This window comes from Acinetobacter sp. Z1 (assembly GCF_024296945.1).
In the GTDB taxonomy this organism is placed as follows: domain Bacteria; phylum Pseudomonadota; class Gammaproteobacteria; order Pseudomonadales; family Moraxellaceae; genus Acinetobacter; species Acinetobacter beijerinckii.
In genome coordinates this window covers 3,213,828-3,232,415 of sequence record NZ_CP101115.1, presented here as the reverse complement: position 1 = coordinate 3,232,415, position 18,588 = coordinate 3,213,828, and the positions used below count along the sequence as shown (strand labels likewise).

General features: G+C 37.0%; 15 protein-coding genes and 1 pseudogene. 10 read left to right on the top strand and 6 right to left on the bottom strand.

Annotated elements, in window-relative coordinates:
- Positions 1-4 precede the first annotated feature (4 nt).
- Positions 5-190 carry a hypothetical protein gene (locus tag NGC85_RS15285; protein WP_254805621.1) on the bottom strand — a complete coding sequence of 62 codons (186 nt, stop codon included), beginning with the start codon at positions 188-190 and terminating at the stop codon, positions 5-7.
- A gap of 389 nt (positions 191-579) precedes the next feature.
- The gene (locus NGC85_RS15280; protein WP_169110788.1) at positions 580-1,275 is read right to left on the bottom strand and encodes a DsbA family oxidoreductase; all 696 of its coding nucleotides are present in this window, start codon (positions 1,273-1,275) and stop codon (positions 580-582) included.
- A 176-nt stretch (positions 1,276-1,451) separates the two neighbouring features.
- Here NGC85_RS15280 and NGC85_RS15275 point away from each other — a divergent pair, with 176 nt between their 5' ends.
- Both NGC85_RS15275 and NGC85_RS15270 read left to right on the top strand, forming a co-directional pair.
- On the top strand, positions 1,452-2,201 hold the full coding sequence (locus tag NGC85_RS15275) for a hypothetical protein (protein ID WP_254732228.1): 750 nt from the start codon (positions 1,452-1,454) through the stop codon (positions 2,199-2,201).
- Positions 2,202-2,308: 107 nt separating this feature from the next.
- The gene (locus NGC85_RS15270) at positions 2,309-4,114 is read left to right on the top strand and encodes an ABC transporter ATP-binding protein (protein WP_254805620.1); all 1,806 of its coding nucleotides are present in this window, start codon (positions 2,309-2,311) and stop codon (positions 4,112-4,114) included.
- Between the two features lie 82 nt (positions 4,115-4,196).
- Here the strand turns inward: NGC85_RS15270 and NGC85_RS15265 are convergent, their stop codons facing one another.
- On the bottom strand, positions 4,197-4,901 hold the full coding sequence (locus NGC85_RS15265; protein WP_254732227.1) for a hypothetical protein: 705 nt from the start codon (positions 4,899-4,901) through the stop codon (positions 4,197-4,199).
- Between the two features lie 296 nt (positions 4,902-5,197).
- Between NGC85_RS15265 and NGC85_RS15260 the strand changes: the two genes are divergently transcribed.
- Positions 5,198-5,713, top strand: coding sequence for a hypothetical protein (locus NGC85_RS15260; protein ID WP_254732226.1), 516 nt, complete (start codon positions 5,198-5,200; stop codon positions 5,711-5,713).
- 54 nt (positions 5,714-5,767) lie between these two features.
- Here the strand turns inward: NGC85_RS15260 and NGC85_RS15255 are convergent, their stop codons facing one another.
- The 3 genes from NGC85_RS15255 to fadB form a co-directional block, all read right to left on the bottom strand.
- Positions 5,768-6,391, bottom strand: coding sequence for a PH domain-containing protein (locus NGC85_RS15255; protein WP_005050949.1), 624 nt, complete (start codon positions 6,389-6,391; stop codon positions 5,768-5,770).
- A gap of 168 nt (positions 6,392-6,559) precedes the next feature.
- The gene (gene fadA, locus NGC85_RS15250; RefSeq protein ID WP_005061025.1) at positions 6,560-7,732 is read right to left on the bottom strand and encodes an acetyl-CoA C-acyltransferase FadA; all 1,173 of its coding nucleotides are present in this window, start codon (positions 7,730-7,732) and stop codon (positions 6,560-6,562) included.
- Between the two features lie 12 nt (positions 7,733-7,744).
- A complete protein-coding gene (fadB, locus tag NGC85_RS15245; protein ID WP_254732225.1) occupies positions 7,745-9,898 on the bottom strand; it encodes a fatty acid oxidation complex subunit alpha FadB in 2,154 nt (717 codons plus the stop codon).
- Positions 9,899-10,554: 656 nt separating this feature from the next.
- On the opposite strand from fadB, the gene NGC85_RS15240 reads away from it, so the two are divergent.
- The 7 genes and pseudogenes from NGC85_RS15240 (at position 10,555) to NGC85_RS15210 (ending at position 18,451) form a co-directional block, all read left to right on the top strand.
- A complete protein-coding gene (locus NGC85_RS15240; protein ID WP_254732224.1) occupies positions 10,555-11,610 on the top strand; it encodes a GGDEF domain-containing protein in 1,056 nt (351 codons plus the stop codon).
- Between the two features lie 137 nt (positions 11,611-11,747).
- Positions 11,748-12,662, top strand: coding sequence for a lipid A hydroxylase LpxO (gene lpxO, locus NGC85_RS15235; RefSeq protein ID WP_005050962.1), 915 nt, complete (start codon positions 11,748-11,750; stop codon positions 12,660-12,662).
- A gap of 138 nt (positions 12,663-12,800) precedes the next feature.
- Positions 12,801-13,668, top strand: a pseudogene (locus tag NGC85_RS15230) (hypothetical protein).
- A gap of 106 nt (positions 13,669-13,774) precedes the next feature.
- Complete coding sequence (gene uvrC / locus NGC85_RS15225; RefSeq protein WP_254732223.1) at positions 13,775-15,574, top strand: excinuclease ABC subunit UvrC; 1,800 nt, start codon at positions 13,775-13,777, stop codon at positions 15,572-15,574.
- A 105-nt stretch (positions 15,575-15,679) separates the two neighbouring features.
- Positions 15,680-16,477 (top strand): thioesterase family protein, encoded by a 798-nt coding sequence (locus NGC85_RS15220; RefSeq protein ID WP_254732222.1) that lies wholly within the window; start codon positions 15,680-15,682, stop codon positions 16,475-16,477.
- Between the two features lie 105 nt (positions 16,478-16,582).
- Positions 16,583-17,170, top strand: coding sequence for a CDP-diacylglycerol--glycerol-3-phosphate 3-phosphatidyltransferase (pgsA, locus tag NGC85_RS15215; RefSeq protein WP_155757328.1), 588 nt, complete (start codon positions 16,583-16,585; stop codon positions 17,168-17,170).
- Positions 17,171-17,290: 120 nt separating this feature from the next.
- Entirely contained in the window at positions 17,291-18,451 is a 1,161-nt protein-coding gene (locus NGC85_RS15210; protein ID WP_169108878.1) for a hypothetical protein, read from the top strand.
- The last annotated feature ends 137 nt before the right edge of the window (positions 18,452-18,588 follow it).

Below are 18,588 nucleotides of genomic sequence, written 5' to 3'. Positions count from 1 at the left end.
TTCCTTAGAGATAGGCTTGAGCCTGTTTTAAATAATGAATGAGTACAATATTCACAGCATCTTCTATCAGTTTGTATTCAGTCTTGCTTACTAAAGTATGCTGTTTTGCCAATGCTACAAGCTGTTGTATGCATATTTGTTCTGGTTGAATCTGACCATTTATTAAGGCTTGTAACTCTTGCATTTTAATAACAAAAGAATGTCACTTTATGACGATTATAGAAGAAAACCATGCAAAATCTATAGGGTGTAAGTTAGTAGAAAATCTCATTTAAATAGTCTAAATAGAGATTTTGATCATGTTTTAGCTTTGAAATATAAACATTTTAAAAAATTGAATCGGATAAATAGATGGTTTTATGAATAAGTATCTATAAATTTATGTGTGGGTTGTGATTGTCTTCACATAATCATGACTCAAAAGTTGAGCAATAAATTACTTCACTTTGTTACAGAAATTTTATCAAAGGATAAATGGTGCTGATTTAAGGATAATTGGTTGAATTAGCATCATAAATATAGAGGGGTTAGAAAATTTGAATCTCAAATGATCATTTGAGATTCATCTCTTAGAAAAAATTAATGCTTAATTTCACACTGTTCATCATTACATTGAGCTGCATCGGTTTGCTCAATTTGTTCAGTTGATGCAGATTGAGCTTGTTGTAATGCTTGTAAAAAAACTTCTCGTGGTTGGGCACCCGACAATGCAAGCTTTTGATCAAATACAAAGAAGGGAACACCCGTGACTTTGAGTTGTTCGTGCGCAATTTTTTCATCATGACGAACAAAATCAGCGAGTTCATCTGTATCCAATACATATTCCACTTCTGCATTATCTAAACCGATACGAGAGGCGATTTCCTCTACAACTTCACGTTCACCAATCGCAAGACCTTCAGTCATGTATGCATGAAAAAAGGCTTCTTTCGCTTCATTGCCTAAGCCCTTACTTTGTGCAAGGTGAATGATGCGATGTGCATTAAAACTATTGCCTGAATTGGCTTTTTGCCACTGGAAATCGATGCCTTCCGATGCCGCCATAGCTGCAACATTACGTTCCATTTCTTCCATTTCTGCAAAGCTACGACCGTATTTCTTAGCTAAACGTTCAGTGTTCGATGTGTCATGCTTTGCAGGGGCATTTTGATCAAGTTCATAACTATGCCAATGAATTTCAAGTTCGATACCAGCTTCTGCTGCCACATGTTCAAGACGTTTTTTGCCAATATAACAAAAAGGGCAGACCACATCTGACCAGATATCTACGCGCATAGTAAATCTCTACAATTATCAATAACAGAGATAATAAGGGCGAACCTGCTGAATTTAAAGCGAGTAAAATGTAATGCTCCGTTACGAGAAATGAAATAAAAAATACTTCAGTCGAATAGATTATTGATTAGAATCAAATCAAGGACATAAAAAATATAATTAAATTTGGAGGCAGCATGCGCCGTTTTATCATATTGATAACTGTAATCGTGGTATGTATCGGTTCTTTTTTTCTATACCAGCAGATTAAAAAAAGCAATGCAGTGAATAATCAGCATATGTTTGAAGTGGTTATGGCTGAGAAAATGAAAATGCTCTATGGTCAAGCTCAAGATTGGACCACACCTGTCACATTGGACATACAGGATGATCGCTTATCTGGTGATTATAAATTAATGTCAGAGTTTCTACTGACTTATTGGATGCAAAATATCGAAGCCAGAAATGAGTATCTCAGAGCGTTAAAAGCTGCACATTGGGATACTTTTTTAGATGTTGGGCGTTTGGATCAAGATCGTAAACAAAACTATCAAGAAACTGAAAAAATGTTTGTAGATGTGCGTCGTATTTCCTCTGAATATGAAAAACGCCGTCAAAAAATACATGCTGATGCGATTGATCAAGCCCAAAAAATTGCAATCGAGAAGGAAATGAGAGCATCTTTACAAACGAAATTGGCAAATAATTTAAAATCCGACAAAGCGCATGACATTTTCCCGATTGAGCAACAAATTATTGAAAAAGCTCAAGCGATGTTTGACATGCTTAAAAAGTATCAATGGCAGGCGAAAGATAAAACCATCTTATTTCATGAGTCAGCACAAGTGAAAAAATTCAATTCGCTTTATCAAGATGTACTTAAATTGAATGCCAAGATGGAGAGAATTAAGAAAAACAATGTTGAGGTTTTGGAAGATGAATTATAGCGTTATCTGAATGGGTACTTGGGAAAATGAAGCCTAGCAACAAGTAATCGGTATAGCTAAGTGATAATTCTATTTGAATCAAACAATGGAGAATGAACGTCAAAACCATGAATTTATGGCAGCTTTTTAATAAAGTTCGACCTTTCGTTGCACCTTATAAATTACTGGTCATCGTTACCCTGATTCTTACGCTGATTGGCGCATTAACTGCTCAAGTAAACGCACTCACGCTGCAATATGCTGTTGATCAGATTAACCACCTAGTTGAAGCAGGACAAGGGCTGAACGAAGGCTGGCATATTTTGGTGACGATCAGTGTGATTCTACTTTCCAAGGAAATCATAAGCACTCTGATCCAATTTGGACAAAAGTTGTTTGGTGAACGTTTAAGAATCATGGTATCGCAAGATGTTGCGCAATCGATTATTGAAAAATTTCTAAGTTATCGACTTTCATTTTTTACTCAAGATGATAATCAAGCTGGCAAATTACAAACGCGTATTGATCGCGGGATAGGTTCGATTACACGTCTAATTCAAATCTTTTTTATTGATATTCTTCCTCTTTTTAGCAGTGCTATTTTGGCATTGGGATTGATGTTCTACGCTAACTTTTGGATTGGATTAGTCGCATTATCGATTGTTCCTATTTATTTTTGGCTGACGTTCAAACAAGCACAAAAATTAGGGGGCGTAAGAAGAAGTTTACGCGATGGACGAGAGCGTAAAAGTCAGGGAATTTTGAGTATTATCAATTCAATTACGGTGATTAAATCTTTTAACCGTGAAAAAGTAGAGGCTGAGAAGCAGCTCATTTTACAAAAACAACTGACTGATAATCAGATGCACATCCGTCAAATTAGCTTTATTTTTGATGGAGTAAAGACTTTTACCGAACAAATTGGCATTGTATTTATCATTATCCTTACCGCTTATTTTGTCCTAGTGGGTGACATGAGTATTGGTATGATCATGTTTCATATTTTATTATTCAATAATGTTTCTGCTCCAATTCGTTCATTGCATCGTATTTATGATGAAGTCAATGATGCCATGATATATGCAGAAAGTTTCTTTCAGATTCTTGAGGCAGATCATGAGATCGAAACTTCGGGTCAACACAAACCCTTACAACTTCGTGGACAATTTGAATTAAAGCAGGTCGATTTTCATTATCCAAATGGTCATCATGCGCTCAAGAATATTAATATGATCATTCAACCCAATAAAATTACTGCATTGGTTGGGTTATCAGGTGCAGGTAAATCCACATTAATTAGTCTATTGGATAAGTTTTATCTACCTCAATCCGGACAAATTTTGATGGATGGAATTGATCTTAAAGATATAGATACAGAATATTTGCGAGATCATATCGGCTTAGTATTACAAAAAAATCATATTTTTCAAGGAAGCATTCAAGACAATATTTGCTATGGAAAAATGGATGCTACCGAAGAGGAAATTATCCAAGCAGCAAAAAAAGCATCGATTCATGATCAAATTTTGAAATTGCCCAAAGCTTATCAATCCGACGCTTTGTTACTTTCAGGTGGGCAACAGCAACGTATTGCGATTGCACGTATGTTCCTCAAGAATCCGCCAATTATATTTTTAGATGAACCAACAGCAAGTCTAGATGCAATTGCTACTGAACAGATCAAACAGAGTCTAGATGAAATTAAACAAGAGCGTACCGTCATTATTATTTCGCATAGTCTTTCGCAGATTATTGATGCTGACTACACCTATGTGATGCAAGATGGTGAAATTGTTGAGCATGGTGAACATCATCAACTTTATCAGCAGCAAGGTGTGTATAAAGACATTTTTGATGCGATGGCGAAAAGTTTAAATATTGAGAAGATTGCCAAGACTTTTGATAATGAAGGTGAAGAAGAGACACATAGTTGATTTAAATCAAAACAATGTAACGCATTGAATATTTAAGGTCTTTGAAATAGTCAGAGCTGAAAATTCAAAGACCTATTATTATTTAATCAAAAATCTTTTCAGCAGCTTGGAACGGTAAGCTCACGACATCAATTGCGACTGCGAAAGGTAATAAAACTAACTTTTCAAAAGGGTTCATACCTGATTTCGACTTATAGCTTTCCTGTTGGTTGGTATAAATCGTAACTTGATAAGATTTACTTAATGCTTTCAAAGAGCTGAGATTATTGGCAGTAGGGTAAACCACACCCGCTAATTTAATATCAAAACAAAAGCGCTGCGCTTTCATACGTTCATCACTTGATGATGAACACTCTTTCGCTCCATTTTCAATAAAAAACTCTAAGTCTTTTTTACTCAAATCTTCTTTTAGCTTTACATATGAAAGTGGCAAAGTACCTGAAAAGTAACCATCATTCTTTTCTGAATAAAAATTTAGGTCACGAGTAATCTGAATATTTTTAGGATCGAGTTTATTGATCAAGCTTACAAATTGCGCACCACCTTGCGTCAAAATATAACTATTTTTTTGACCTGCGATAACAATGCTATCTCGCGGTAAATTTGCTGAAGCTTGTGCAGGTCGTCCAAAAGCAATTACGGTATCTTCAACTAATGTCACTTTTGTTGTACGCGTATAGGTTTTATTGTCCTTGCTAATTAGGGTTTTGGTTGCACAGCCTGTTGTAGTTAAAAGTACCCCAAGAATAGCAATACTTATTGATGATTGAGTCAGTTTTAAAAACATTCCTTTCTCCTAATAATTTGAATTCTAAAAATTAAAAAATATTTAGTATTTATAAAATATTGATAGGACAATAATAAAATAAGTTCAGAGAAGCGAGGTTTTTTTTGCTAAAGGTGTCAAATTTTACAAAGATTAAACAGGTGAGCATATTTGTACTTGCCTAGATAAAGTACAAAATTCGAATGAAATGTACCGTTTATCTGACCTGTACTGATTTAAAAGGCACTTTGTTGTAGCCTATTTAATAGATGCTTTTATTTTTCATTTTTTGGCGACTGATTTTGGAGTAAGTAAACGTGAACATTCTAAAACAATCAGCTTTTATGATTATATTTGCTTCTGTGCTTGGTTTGCCAACAGTTCAAGCAGATGAAGTGACAACACTACCAACCATTCGAATTATGGCTGAGTCAGAGTTACGTGAGGAAGTTGGTTTTGTACCATTTCAAGAAGATAAAAAAGTAAGACAAGCTTTAGAGCATCAGCAATATAAAGTTCATACTGGCATACAGAATGCTGAAGTAAATGAAACTACTGGTACATTTAATTACCAAGCAAAAGTCTTACAGCCTGATATCTCTCAATATCCTGCTTATTTACAAGAATATATTTTAGCTGTTGCTTCAGGTTTTCAATCATCTGATCCAACCAATGGTTTGTTTAAAATGCTAGAACCTTTGAAAATTAACCCAGACAATGCTAATGCCTTTCGTGAAGGAACGATGAAAGTCAGTATAGATGATATTGTAAGGTTGCAGCAACAAATTCGAGATGGTTTAAATAGTCCACAAAATAATTTTTTCACACGTTAAGTTTTAAATATATAGCTTAAATCAGTAATCCCCGCGATATGCGGGGATTTTTTATTACTGTTTAAGATAACGCTCAAAAATGATTGAAAAATCATAATCTTCTATTTGCTTACGACGTTCAGTGAACTTAGTTTCAACTTGAATCGTTGTCTGCGAAATAATATCAGGTAGGTTCAGTAAAATTTGTTCAGGTAGTTCACGTAATGAGAACATATTATTCACAGCTTGCTGAGTAATCACCAACGAATTCATTTGACGCTCGATTTCTTTACAAGCTTCACCAATGCTAAATAATGCCTTATATAAATCTCGCACTTTCTCAATTTGAGATTTTTCAATATCTATTGAATAACTGGTTGCGCCAAGTTTAAACTTTATTTCTACATCACGATCTACAGTTCCAGCTGTTTCGAGTAGAACTTGGCTAATTTGGTGATGTTTATATGGATAGCGATAGAGTGTACGTTTTTTACTAACAGCACTGGTACCATCAAGGTGAATAAATGAAGTGTTCGTAAAGCAGTACTCATCAGTTTTTGCTTTGATTAAAAAGAAAATCTTTTCATTGTCTTCATGGAAAATGTAGTCATCAATATCAGTCTTATCATAATCTTGAGGTTCAATAATCTTCCCGATATCACTGGTTCCCATTAAATCGGCTGCCATATTTTTAAACATTGTTAGAACCTTATAGTTTTTGGAACTTAGGATAATAATTTGCTGGGTGTTGTTCTGTCTACAGTGGACATTTGTATTTTAAAAATTCAATATAGTCTAGAAAAGAATTTCTATCACATAAAAAAATCCCCGCACTTTGCGGGGATTTTTCGTTTATCTCAGTGTCAATTAAACACGTTCGATAATTGTCGCGATACCTTGACCAAGACCGATACACATGGTTGCAAGACCGATTTGTGTATCTTGTTGTTCCATTACGTTCAACAAAGTCGTTGTGATACGTGCACCAGAACAACCTAATGGGTGACCCAATGCAATCGCACCACCATTCAAGTTGATGATGTCTTGTTTGTCATAAACGCCTAAGCCTTTCATGACTGATAAGCCTTGTGCAGCAAATGCTTCGTTTAATTCGATAGTTTGGATATCCGCCATCGTTAAACCAGCACGTTTAAGCGCTTTTTGAGTTGCTGGAACAGGACCGTAACCCATGATCGCAGCATCACAACCTGCAATCGCCATAGAGCGAATCACAGCACGAGGTTTCAAACCTAAAGATGCAGCACGTTCAGCTGACATCAACAACATTGCAGATGCACCGTCAGAAAGCGCAGAAGAAGTTGCTGCTGTTACTGAACCACCTTTAGGATCAAAAACTGGTTTCAATGCTTTGAATGCTTCAAGGTTTGCATCAGCACGAATTACTTCATCGATGTCGCAAAGGATCTTGAAGCCATTGGCATCATGACCTTCAACACCCACGATTTCGTTTTTGAAACGGCCTTCTTGTGTTGCAGCCCAAGCACGACGGTGTGATTCAACACCGAATGCATCTTGTTCTTCACGAGAAATTTGATTCATACGACCTAACATTTCAGCTGTTAAGCCCATCATGTTCGATGCTTTTGCATAGTGTTTAGATGCTTCTGGGTTAAGGTCGATGCCGTGCATCATACCTACGTGGCCCATGTGCTCAACACCGCCGATGATGAATACATCACCTTGATTTGTAGCGATCTGTGCAGCAGCCGTATGGATTGCTTGCATAGAAGAACCACAAAGACGGTTTACTGTTTGACCGCCAGCAGTCTTAGGAATGTCAGCCAATAAACCAATGTTACGAGCAATGTTCATACCTTGCTCTAAAGTTTGGTTTACGCAGCCCCAGATTACATCTTCAACTTCGTTAGTATCAAACTGGTTACGAGCAACAAGTGCACGTACTAATTCAGCAGATAAACTGTCGGCACGTACATTGCGGAACATACCGTTACGTGATTTGCCCATGGCAGAACGAACGCCATCAACAATCACAACGTCACGTGGATTTAAAGTAGCCATTCACGTCGCTCCTTAACCGTAGAATTTTGTGTTGTTAGCAGCCATGTCACGCAACATTTGTGGCGCTTCATAAGCCTTACCTAAGTGTGCATATTTGTCGCAAAGCGCAACGTATTCAGCAACACCTGTTTGGTCGATGTAACGGCATGGACCACCACGGAATGGAGGGAAACCTACACCCATGATCATCGCCATATCTGCTTCAGAAGCAGTTGCAACGATGTTGTCTTCTAAGCAACGAACTGTTTCGTTACAGAAAGCAAGCATCATACGGTCAATGATTTCTTGGTTGTCAAACTCGCGTTTTTCACCAGTAACGAAAGGCGCAATGATTTCGTAAGCTGTTGGATCAACAGTTTTCGCTTTCTTACCTTTCTTGTCTAACACGTATTTATAGAAACCAACGTCATTCTTTTGACCAAGACGTTTTGCTTCATACATTGCTTCGATCGAACCTTTGTAGTCAGGCTTCATACGGTCAGGGAAACCTTCAGCCATCACTTCTGCGCCATGAACACCAGTATCGATACCAACAACATCGATTAAGTATGCAGGACCCATAGGCCAGCCGAATTTCGCCATCACATTGTCAACTTGTTGGAAATCCGCACCATCTTTTACAAGAAGATCGAATGCACCAAAGTAAGGGAACAATACACGGTTAACCAAGAAACCTGGGCAGTCATTTACAACGATTGGTGTTTTACCCATTTTTTGAGCAAGAACAACAGTTGTTGCGATCGCTTCTTCAGAAGTTTTCTCACCACGAATCACTTCAACCAATGGCATCATGTGTACTGGGTTGAAGAAATGCATACCTACGAAGTTTTCAGGACGTTGTAAGTTTTCTGCTAAACGTGTAATTGAAATCGTTGAAGTGTTTGAAGCAATAATCGTGTTGTCACGAACATTTTTCTCAGTTTCTGCAAGTACGATACCTTTTACTTTAGGATTCTCTGTTACCGCTTCGATCACGATGTCTACTTCTTTAAACTCATCGTAGCTTAAAGTTGGACGGATGCGAGCAAGCGTTTCACCCATTTGCGCAGGTTTCATTTTTTTGCGTTCAACTTGTTTAGTTAACAAGCCATTCGCTTCTTTCATACCTAAAGCAAGTTGTGGGTTACCAATATCTTTCATGATGATTGGAGTGCCTTTGCTTGCCGCTTGGTAAGCAATACCACCACCCATGATACCAGCACCTAAAACAGCTGCTTGGTTGACAGGGTGAGCACCTTTCTCATATTTCTTCGCAGTCTTCTTCACAACTTGGTCATTGATGAATAAACCAATCAATGCACCTGCTTGTGGAGTAATTGCTGCTTTTGCAAAACCTTGAGCTTCTGCTTTTAATGCATCATTACGTGTAAGGCTTGCACCTGCTTGTAATGAGTCAAGTAACAATTTTGGCGCAGGGTATTGTGCAGGGTTTGCTTTTGCAAGTACCGCACCTTTTGCGGTATTGAACGCCATCATTTGTTCAAGTGGGTTCAATTTAATTGCGTCTAATTTTTCTTGACGTTTTGCTTTCCAGTTCAAACGACCCGCAATCGCTTGTTTAACGAGGTCAACTGCAGCTTCTTGAAGTTTGTCAGCAGCTACAACCGCATCTACAGCACCATCTTTCAGTGCAGCAGCTGGTTTTTTAGGGTTCGCCATTGCCATCCATTCAACAGCATTGTCGATACCAATGACACGGCTTAAACGTACGCTACCACCAAAACCAGGATAGATACCGAGTTTGATTTCTGGTAAGCCAACTTGAGCTTGCTCAGACATGACACGGTAGTCACACACTAAGCACATTTCGAAACCACCACCAAGCGCTGTACCATTAATCGCAGCAACTTTAGGGATGTCTAAATCTTCAAAGCTATTGAAGACGTCATGTACAGGCATAAGCCAATCAACAATTGCTTGTTCACCAGCAGCGAAGTTATCGCCAAATTCAGTGATGTCAGCACCAACAATAAACGTTGATTTACCAGAGGTAACAACTAAGCCTTTAATGTCGTTATTGGCTTTAACTGCAGCAATTGCTGCTTGGAAGTCTTCGATGGTTGCACGGTTAAACTTATTAACCGACTCACCTTGTAAGTCAAAGCGGAATTCTGCAATTCCGTCCGCAAGCATTTGGACGGTAATGGCATTGCCAGCGTGGATCATGCCTGATCTCCCTTGTTGTGGAGGATTCTGAGTTGATGTCATAAAGCGAATGTGCGATTAAGCACATAAAAATGCTTCGCTAATCTTACGATAACTATATCCAAAAAGGACATAACAAGTTGTATCAAGCCGTGACGCTAGGGTCATCTATTCTATTGCTATTCGGAAATCGAATGTTTTTCAAAAAAAATACTTTAAATTTTTATTAAAAAACAATGGTTAATGTTTTCCTTCTTGTTTTTTTGATGTCTTATGGATTGAATTTACTATTCTTAGTTTATTAGTCCAATCTTATTGTTTAGCGAAATTTAAAAAAATATTTTATTGAATGGAAATAGAAGAAAAATATTTATTTGCTTTTTATTAAATTGGTCTATTTATTGCATAATCTTATTATGTGTTTATATCTTTATTTATCCTTAAGTTATGCTTTACTTTACAACTTTGACATAATGTTAATTTAAGGAATAACCGATAGGCTGACAAAAATTGTTAGTTATGTTCGTATTAATTAGAATTATTAAAAAACTTGTAAATTGTAATTTTTTATTTAGTAATGTTTAACTACTCAAACAGCTATAAGGCGTTAATCAAAAGATTATAAAAAGTAAAAAATTAACGATGATAAAGGTATGTTTGGATACAGGTGGATAGGAATGAAACCAACAGACCAAACCTTGATGAAACAAATGCATATTTCAAGTGATGAAATAGAGTACAGGAAATCCTTACTCTGTTTAAGTAATGTAGAGCTGCAAAGAATGATGCAGCTCGGCAATAAATTAGAGCATTTATTTGATCAAGTGATTATCGATTTTTATCAACAGCAAACGTCTATTTCTGAAATTGCAACATTAATAGGAGATGTCGATACTTTATCTCGTTTGCAACGTGCTCAGAGACAATATTTAACAGAACTTTTTTCAGGAAATTATGATGCTAATTATGTCAATAATCGACTTAGAATTGGTCTAGTTCATAAGAGAATTGGAGTTGAGCCAAAATTATATTTATCAGCAATATACCAACTTAAATATAGATTAATTATGCTTATAAATGAACAGCTTGGAAATACTGAAGACTTCCTTCAAATAATTACAACATTAGAAAAATTGTTTATGTTTGATATTTCGTTGGTAGTCGAGACCTATATTTGGAGTTTGGTCAGCGAATTAAAAGCTTCTAAAGAAAAGATCGAGCAGTATGCGAATGTACTTGAGGATAGAGCACAGCAGATGGAGGCGTTATCTCAAACAGATGCGTTGACTGGTTTACTAAATGTCAGACATTTAAATAGTACATTACATACAACCATTTGTACTGCTGAACGCTCATTAGAACCTGTAACAGTGGTTTTTATTGATATTAATAATTTTAAAAATATAAATGATACTTTTGGACATTCTAAAGGTGATGAGATTCTTAAAGTGGTTGCAGATGCAGTAAGGCATGTAGCTCGACTTGATGATCATTGTTTTCGATATGGTGGCGACGAATTTTGTATCATATTTCCTCGCTGTACAGAGTCGCAAGCAATGGAAAGTTTTGTACCTAGATTATTAAAGTATATTGTTCGCTTTGAACCAAGCATTACTCTTAGTATCGGTATAAAACAAACTGATCATGTAGAAGGTTATATTGATGCTTCCACTTTAATACAAGAAGCTGATGCTAGGATGTATCAGGCTAAAAACGAGCTAAGGAGTAAATAATTTTTTATTTTAAGTTGTTGATTTTTATTTTGTAAATTATTTATTTGACTTGATATAACTTGAATGTATTAAAACATCCTAGAATTTATAATGGATGATGTTAAAATTTGCCGATTAGTTTTTTTGTGTCGATTTCAATGATTAAATGGATCATATTAGCGATTTTTATCATTTCGGCGTTGTATGTACATCGCCGTGGTAAGGTTAGACATTCGTTTTATCGTCAGTTTTTTGACCATTCAACATTGTTCGCACCGATCAATTTTTTAATGTATCTTTTTTCCAAAGTGCCGAATCAACCCTATATTGATACGCAACACTTTAAGGATTTGAAAATTCTTGACGAAAATTGGGAAATGATTCGAGATGAAGCGCAAGCCTTATATAATAAAGGTGGCATCAAAGCTTCAAGTAGTTACGATGACTTAGGTTTTAACTCATTTTTTAAAACAGGTTGGAAACGTTTCTATTTAAAATGGTATGACTCTGCGCATCCATCGGCTGCTGAGCTTTGCCCTAAAACAACGGCACTGTTAAAAACACTTCCAACGATTAAAGCGGCGATGTTTACAGAACTTGCTCCTGATAGTCGTTTGGTACGTCATCGAGATCCATATGCAGGTTCATTACGTTATCATTTAGGTCTAATTACCCCAAATGATGATCGTTGTTTTATTGATGTCGATGGTCAGCGTTATTCTTGGCGTGATGGCGAAAGTGTAGTGTTCGATGAAACCTATATTCATTATGCAGAAAACACGACTGATCAGAATCGTATTATCTTTTTTGCTGATGTTGAGCGACCGTTAAAAACACGTTTAATGGAAAAGTTTAATCATTGGTTTGGTAAAAGTGTCATGACGGCTGCGAGTTCACCAAATGAAGTCGGTGATCAAACAGGTGGCCTGAACAAAGCATTTGGCTATGTTTACCAGTTACGGATTAAAGCGAAAGCATTAAAAAAATCTAATCGTCAGCTTTATTACTTTTTAAAATGGTTTATTATGATTGGATTGTTTTTCCTTATTTTTATAAGACCTTATGTATTTTAATTTTATTTATCAAAACGCCTGCAAGGGCGTTTTTTTATGGATGTTTTTCACGTTGAGAAAGTAATTTTATATTTTTGATTGTATCAAATGGTTTAAATGAGGATAATTTAGCTGATTTTTTTAATATGAGAAAAGATAATGAAAAAACAAGCATTGATAATATTAAGTCTTTTAAGTTTAGTGGCTTGTACTGAAGAAACTGACGATATTTATGGGACAGTTGATCCGAAAAATAAAGCCTTTTACAGCTATGATCTTTCAGCTGCAAATCAATCTAATAAGCTCACAAAGAAATCGTATCAAATAGATAAAAAATATTGATCTTTTGATTACGTATACTGAAACACCAAAATTACAGACAGAAGCGCTTCGAAACTTTATCACCAGCAATGGCATATCAATTATATTTCCACCGCAAAATACGACTGGCGCTTATATTGTGGGTCGTAAAACGGTATTCAATGATAGTGTTCTAGAATATGAGCCTTATAATTTGGAGCAGAGAACAGCATTTAAACTTACTTATCAGCTTAAGAAAGTTGACTTATCTGGCTTAGCGGTTTCTGACTATATACGATACTTTTTAAGACAAGCAACAGCATCATCGTTCATAAGCGATGTAACACTAGATATTATTCAAGGGTTATTGTTCGCCACTCAGGATAAATTCCCTTCAGGCGCAACATGTTGGCAAAAACAAGTTCAGTTGAGTACTCAAGATTATATTGAATCTTATCCAACACAAAATCTTGCACATGTTAGTACCAGTAGTACTATTCAAAATCAGGGAATTTGGCAAAATGCAGCGTGGACTGCATTTCAACCTAGTACAGAGTTTAATTTAGCAGATACACGTATTCGCCATCAGTCTCGTGAGTATTGGGGCTTTTACCATACGACGAGAGAAGTTAATCCAATCGTTCCAACAAATGAACTAGCCTGTGATTTCTTTAATAAGTCTGCATTTAATAGTGCTGATCAAGTATTGAGTCGATTTTTTAAATAATAGATATCATTTGAGTGATTGAATTGATGGATTTTAGCTCAATTGACTTGAAATTGATTTATGCAGACTACATCATCAAAAGCATTACTGATCATGAAAGTCTGCTGTGAATTCAAACGCGCGTGAACACATTGAAAAAATACTGACGCATATGACCCAATTGCCTGGTGTGTATAAAATGCTGGGCAAAGATGGGGAGTTGCTATATGTCGGTAAAGCGAAGAATCTAAAAAATCGTGTCTCTAGCTATTTTGTAAAAACTATTGAGCATCCCAAAACACAGGCTCTGGTTGCACGTATTTATGATATCGAGACATTGATTGTTCGTTCCGAAACAGAAGCATTATTATTAGAACAAAACCTTATTAAATTACATCGTCCGCCCTATAACATCATGCTGCGGGACGATAAGTCTTATGTCTATATCTTTGTTTCCTCAGATAAACCTTATCCTCGTATTGCCAGTGGTCGAGGTAAAGGTAAGCATCAAATTGGTAAGTTTTTTGGGCCTTATCCAAGTGCATATAGTGCCCGTGATACTCTATTAACCTTACAAAAATTATTTAATGTACGGCAGTGTGAGAATAGCTATTTTTCTCAACGTAAACGTCCTTGTTTGCAATATCAAATTAAACGGTGTACAGCACCGTGTGTGGGGTTAATTAGCCCAGAAGACTATAAGGAAGATGTTGATAATTCGATTCGATTTTTACAAGGTGATACCAAAGAGTTGAATCAGGAATTGATCGGCAAAATGGAACAAGCGGCTGAAGCGCTTGAGTTTGAGAAAGCGGTTTTTTATCGAGATCGTTTGTCTTTATTACGCGAAGTTCAAGCCCAACAAGCGGTATTCAAAATCAAAGGTGAAGCCGATATTTTAGCAATCGCTTATCAAGCGGGTGTGACTTGCGTACAGATCATGTATGTTCGTAATGGTCGAATGCTTGGTGGCAAAAGTTATTTCCCTGACATGCTTGGTGATGATTTAGCGCAAATGTTGAGTGACTTCATGGCGAACTTTTATTTTCAAGTGGCTGATGAAGTTCCGACAGAATTGATTGTGAATGTCGATGTGCCAGACAAGAAACAACTTGAGGATGCATTGCAGCAAACCTTTAATAAAAAGGTACAAATTAAGCATAAAGTACGTGAAACACGCGCTGAATGGCTAGAGTTAGCGCAGATGAATGTGCAGCATGCGATCAAAGGCAAATTGAGCAATCATTTAGAACTCAATGAACGGTTTCATCAACTTGAACAAGTGGTTGGGAGACCAATTGATCGGATTGAGTGTTTTGATATTAGTCATACCATGGGCGAAGCACCAATTGCGTCCTGTGTGGTGTTCGATCAGGGTGGTGCACGCAAACGTGATTATCGTCAGTTTGCGATTCAGGATATCACCGGGGGAGATGACTACGCCGCAATGCGTCAAGCATTGATACGCCGTTATAAAAAGAATATGTTGCCTGATTTACTTTTGATTGATGGTGGTAAAGGTCAATTAAACATGGCAATAGAGGTCATGCAAGAGCTTGGACTTGATGCTTTTATGATTGGTGTCTCTAAGGGGGAAGGACGTAAACCAGGATTAGAAACGCTGCATTTCACCGATGGCACCAAGATTCAATTGGCTGAAGACCACAAGGCTTTGCATTTGATTCAGCAAGTGCGAGATGAAGCGCATCGTTTTGCGATTACTAAGCATAGAGCAAAACGTGATAAACGTCGGAGTAGTTCGGTATTGGAGGCGATTCCAGGACTAGGGCCAAAACGTCGTCGAGATTTACTGACTCATTTTGGTGGTATACAAGGCGTGCTCAGAGCTTCTGAAAAAGAATTGATGCTCGTTCCCGGTTTGGGTGAGATTTTGGCACGGACAATTTATAAGATTCTACATGAGTAATTTGACCAATTGACATAAAGAGTCAACGATTTTTCAGTCAATGATCATTCACAAATGTATAAAAACATTGAAAGATAAGCTGTATTGAAGATTAAAGGAAAAATCATGTCATTACTTTCGTTGTATCAACAGATTGAGCAACAAGAATGGATTGATATTCCATCAGGGTGGTTACAGGGTAGAACGGTATTTGGTGGTTTGATTGCAGGTTTGCTCATCCAAAAGGCAATCTACGCGGTGAATGATGCAGCAAAACAATTATTGAGCTGTAATGTTAGTTTTGTTGGACCAGTTCAACATGGTCAAGCCAAGTTAACTGCAGAAGTGCTTAGAGAAGGAAAGTCGGTCACAACTTTAGAAATCAGACTATGGCAGGATGATGCTGTACAAACGATTTTAATCGCAAGTTTTGGTTTGCAACGCGAATCAAGAATTCATGTTGAAAATTTACCTCAAATTCCAAATTACCCCACAGCCGAGCAGTTGGAAAAGACATTTTATCTAGAAGGCTTAATGCCAGAATGCTTGCAACAATTTGAATTGTGCTGGGCTGAAGGAAGCTATCCAATGGCAGGAAGTAAAGTTCCTGATTTTGGTGGATGGGCGCGTTTTGCCCCAAATTTACATGCTAATCGTGAAATGAAATTGGCAGATTTATTTGCGTTGATGGATGTGTGGCCACCGGGTGTATTACCCATGTTTAAAATTCCAGCACCTGCCAGTTCATTAACATGGCATATTACTTATCTGCATCCGATTCAACATCAAATTCATGATTGGTTCAAATATAAAGTCGTGACTGAATTTGCTGAACATGGTTATGCAACAGAATATGCTCATGTGTGGGATCGTGAAAATCGCTTAATTGCGGTGTTAAGACAGACAGTTGCTGTTTTTGCCTAGTCGACACTAGGTTGCATTTCGTATAAAGTTGCTTACAGATGGATACAATCTCGACACATCCTTTCTGCGACATGCATATTTGAAGCAAACAACATGGCGGTGTTTATGAGTACAGGGCGAATCCTGAACATTCCGAATATTTTGACTTTGGCACGTATTGCGCTTATTCCTGTATTTTTGGTGATTGCTTACTGGCCACCTGCGATCGGAATTGAGGAGCATCATGGGGGAATGATGCGCCATTTGGTATTAACTGCAATCTTTGTACTTGCAGCAATCACCGATTGGTTCGACGGTTATTTAGCGCGTACACTCAATCAAACCTCTGCTTTTGGACGATTTCTTGATCCAGTTGCAGACAAATTGATGGTTGCTTCTGCTCTCATTGTATTGGTGCAATGGCAACCAACAATTTCAATGGCTTTTGCTGCAATTGTGATTATTTCTCGTGAAATTACCGTGTCTGCATTACGTGAGTGGATGGCTGAACTCGGCGCACGTACCAGTGTTGCGGTTTCGACCGTTGGAAAATATAAAACTGCATTCCAAATGATTGCAATTAGTGTGTTCCTACTCAATTGGGAACCATTAGAAATGTGGGCGTATGCGTTACTTTATGCAGCCGTTATTTTGACCTTATGGTCGATGTTTATTTATATGAAAGCTGCATGGCCATATTTAAAACAGCCTTAAATGTATTGACCCTCAAAGTCTTATTGAAATTGAATAGAAAGCTTAATAATCAAAGCATTCACTATAGAATTGTTAAAATATAGTGGATGCTAAAAAAAGATAAGTTAGGAACACGATTACATGTCATCTTTATTGTATTTATCAAATCAAGAACTGTACTTAATACAAAATCAAAAAACACAGACCATTGACTGCCAAGCGGTCACGCAATACAAGAAAAATTTGCAAGAAATTAAACAGCGCAAACAATGGAAAACCACGGGAACTGGCGCTCAATTCATGGGCATGACCAATCGTGATGATCCAAATGAATTCTCATATATCTTTCCAGTCGATGCAGTGCTCACAAATGATCAACGGATGATTTATGCCGCACGATTACAGGATGGCTGCGCAATCTATATTAAATCGTTAATCGAGCAGCAATTGCCAGAAGCTTTGGTGCTGAGAAATAGTGAATTTATTGTGCACCATCTTGATTATGAGGTTCAAAAACAACGATTAATTTTATCTGTAAGCAAGGGTTATGCCTATGAACGCCACCTTTGTGTTTTGGGTTTAGATTCAAGCCGTATTCAATATATTACTGAAGGGGATTGCCAAGACGAGCATCCATGTTTTGATCCTCAAAATCCTGATATTGTTTATTATGACAGTTGTGGATTTGCATATGATCAGCAAGGCAATGTTAGTGTTGGGCCCAAAGAAATTTGCCGTTTAAATCTCAAGACTGGGGAATTAGAGACGATTATCAGTGATCCGCGTTACGATTTTTATAAACCGAAAATTGATGTAGCGGGTCAGCTTTATTTCCTGAAACGTCCTTATAAAAATCATCAGCATAGTGGTAATTCACTCAAAGATATTTTATATGCTCCGTTTAAAATTATTCGAGCAGTGATTGGCTGGTTAGATTTCTTTACGCAGCGTTATACAGGAGAATCACTGAAATCAACCTCAGGTGGAAATCCTGCAAAAGCCAAACAAAAATCTGAAGAAGAATTATTTGTTGAAGGTAATTTGATTAAAGCGCAGAAGGCGTTGCAACAAAATCAAAGTGCAGGTGAAAAGTTTGCAGGTGTGATTCCGCGTAATTGGGAGCTGATTCAATCTACTTCTAATGGGGAACAGAAAGTATTGAAACGCGGTGTATTAGGTTATGCACTCAATGCTGATGGTTCACTTTATTATTCTAATGGTAAATATTTGGTCGCGATGAGTGCTGATCAAACAGAGCAGATGTTGGTCGAAGCTAAATTGATTAATAAAATTATGTGTTAATCTTTTTTTCAGTCATCAAAGCCTTCTTTAGAGAAGGTTTTTTATTTCATGTTTTCTTTAACAAGAAAAAAGCCCATACAAAGATGAGCTTAGTTCTCTGAGGAAATTCACGCTTTTTGGGAAAGCATGCTGAAGAA

What these genes read in the sequence shown, in the direction of transcription:
- NGC85_RS15220 (WP_254732222.1), top strand. Translation starts at nt 15,680, where the DNA reads ATGTCATTACTTTCGTTGTATCAACAGATTGAGCAACAAGAATGGATT.
- NGC85_RS15275 (WP_254732228.1), top strand. Translation starts at nt 1,452, where the DNA reads ATGCGCCGTTTTATCATATTGATAACTGTAATCGTGGTATGTATCGGT.
- NGC85_RS15240 (WP_254732224.1), top strand. Translation starts at nt 10,555, where the DNA reads ATGAAACCAACAGACCAAACCTTGATGAAACAAATGCATATTTCAAGT.
- lpxO (WP_005050962.1), top strand. Translation starts at nt 11,748, where the DNA reads ATGATTAAATGGATCATATTAGCGATTTTTATCATTTCGGCGTTGTAT.
- pgsA (WP_155757328.1), top strand. Translation starts at nt 16,583, where the DNA reads ATGAGTACAGGGCGAATCCTGAACATTCCGAATATTTTGACTTTGGCA.
- fadA (WP_005061025.1), bottom strand. Translation starts at nt 7,732, where the DNA reads ATGGCTACTTTAAATCCACGTGACGTTGTGATTGTTGATGGCGTTCGT.
- NGC85_RS15265 (WP_254732227.1), bottom strand. Translation starts at nt 4,901, where the DNA reads ATGTTTTTAAAACTGACTCAATCATCAATAAGTATTGCTATTCTTGGG.
- NGC85_RS15255 (WP_005050949.1), bottom strand. Translation starts at nt 6,391, where the DNA reads ATGTTTAAAAATATGGCAGCCGATTTAATGGGAACCAGTGATATCGGG.
- NGC85_RS15280 (WP_169110788.1), bottom strand. Translation starts at nt 1,275, where the DNA reads ATGCGCGTAGATATCTGGTCAGATGTGGTCTGCCCTTTTTGTTATATT.
- NGC85_RS15210 (WP_169108878.1), top strand. Translation starts at nt 17,291, where the DNA reads ATGTCATCTTTATTGTATTTATCAAATCAAGAACTGTACTTAATACAA.
- NGC85_RS15270 (WP_254805620.1), top strand. Translation starts at nt 2,309, where the DNA reads ATGAATTTATGGCAGCTTTTTAATAAAGTTCGACCTTTCGTTGCACCT.
- fadB (WP_254732225.1), bottom strand. Translation starts at nt 9,898, where the DNA reads ATGATCCACGCTGGCAATGCCATTACCGTCCAAATGCTTGCGGACGGA.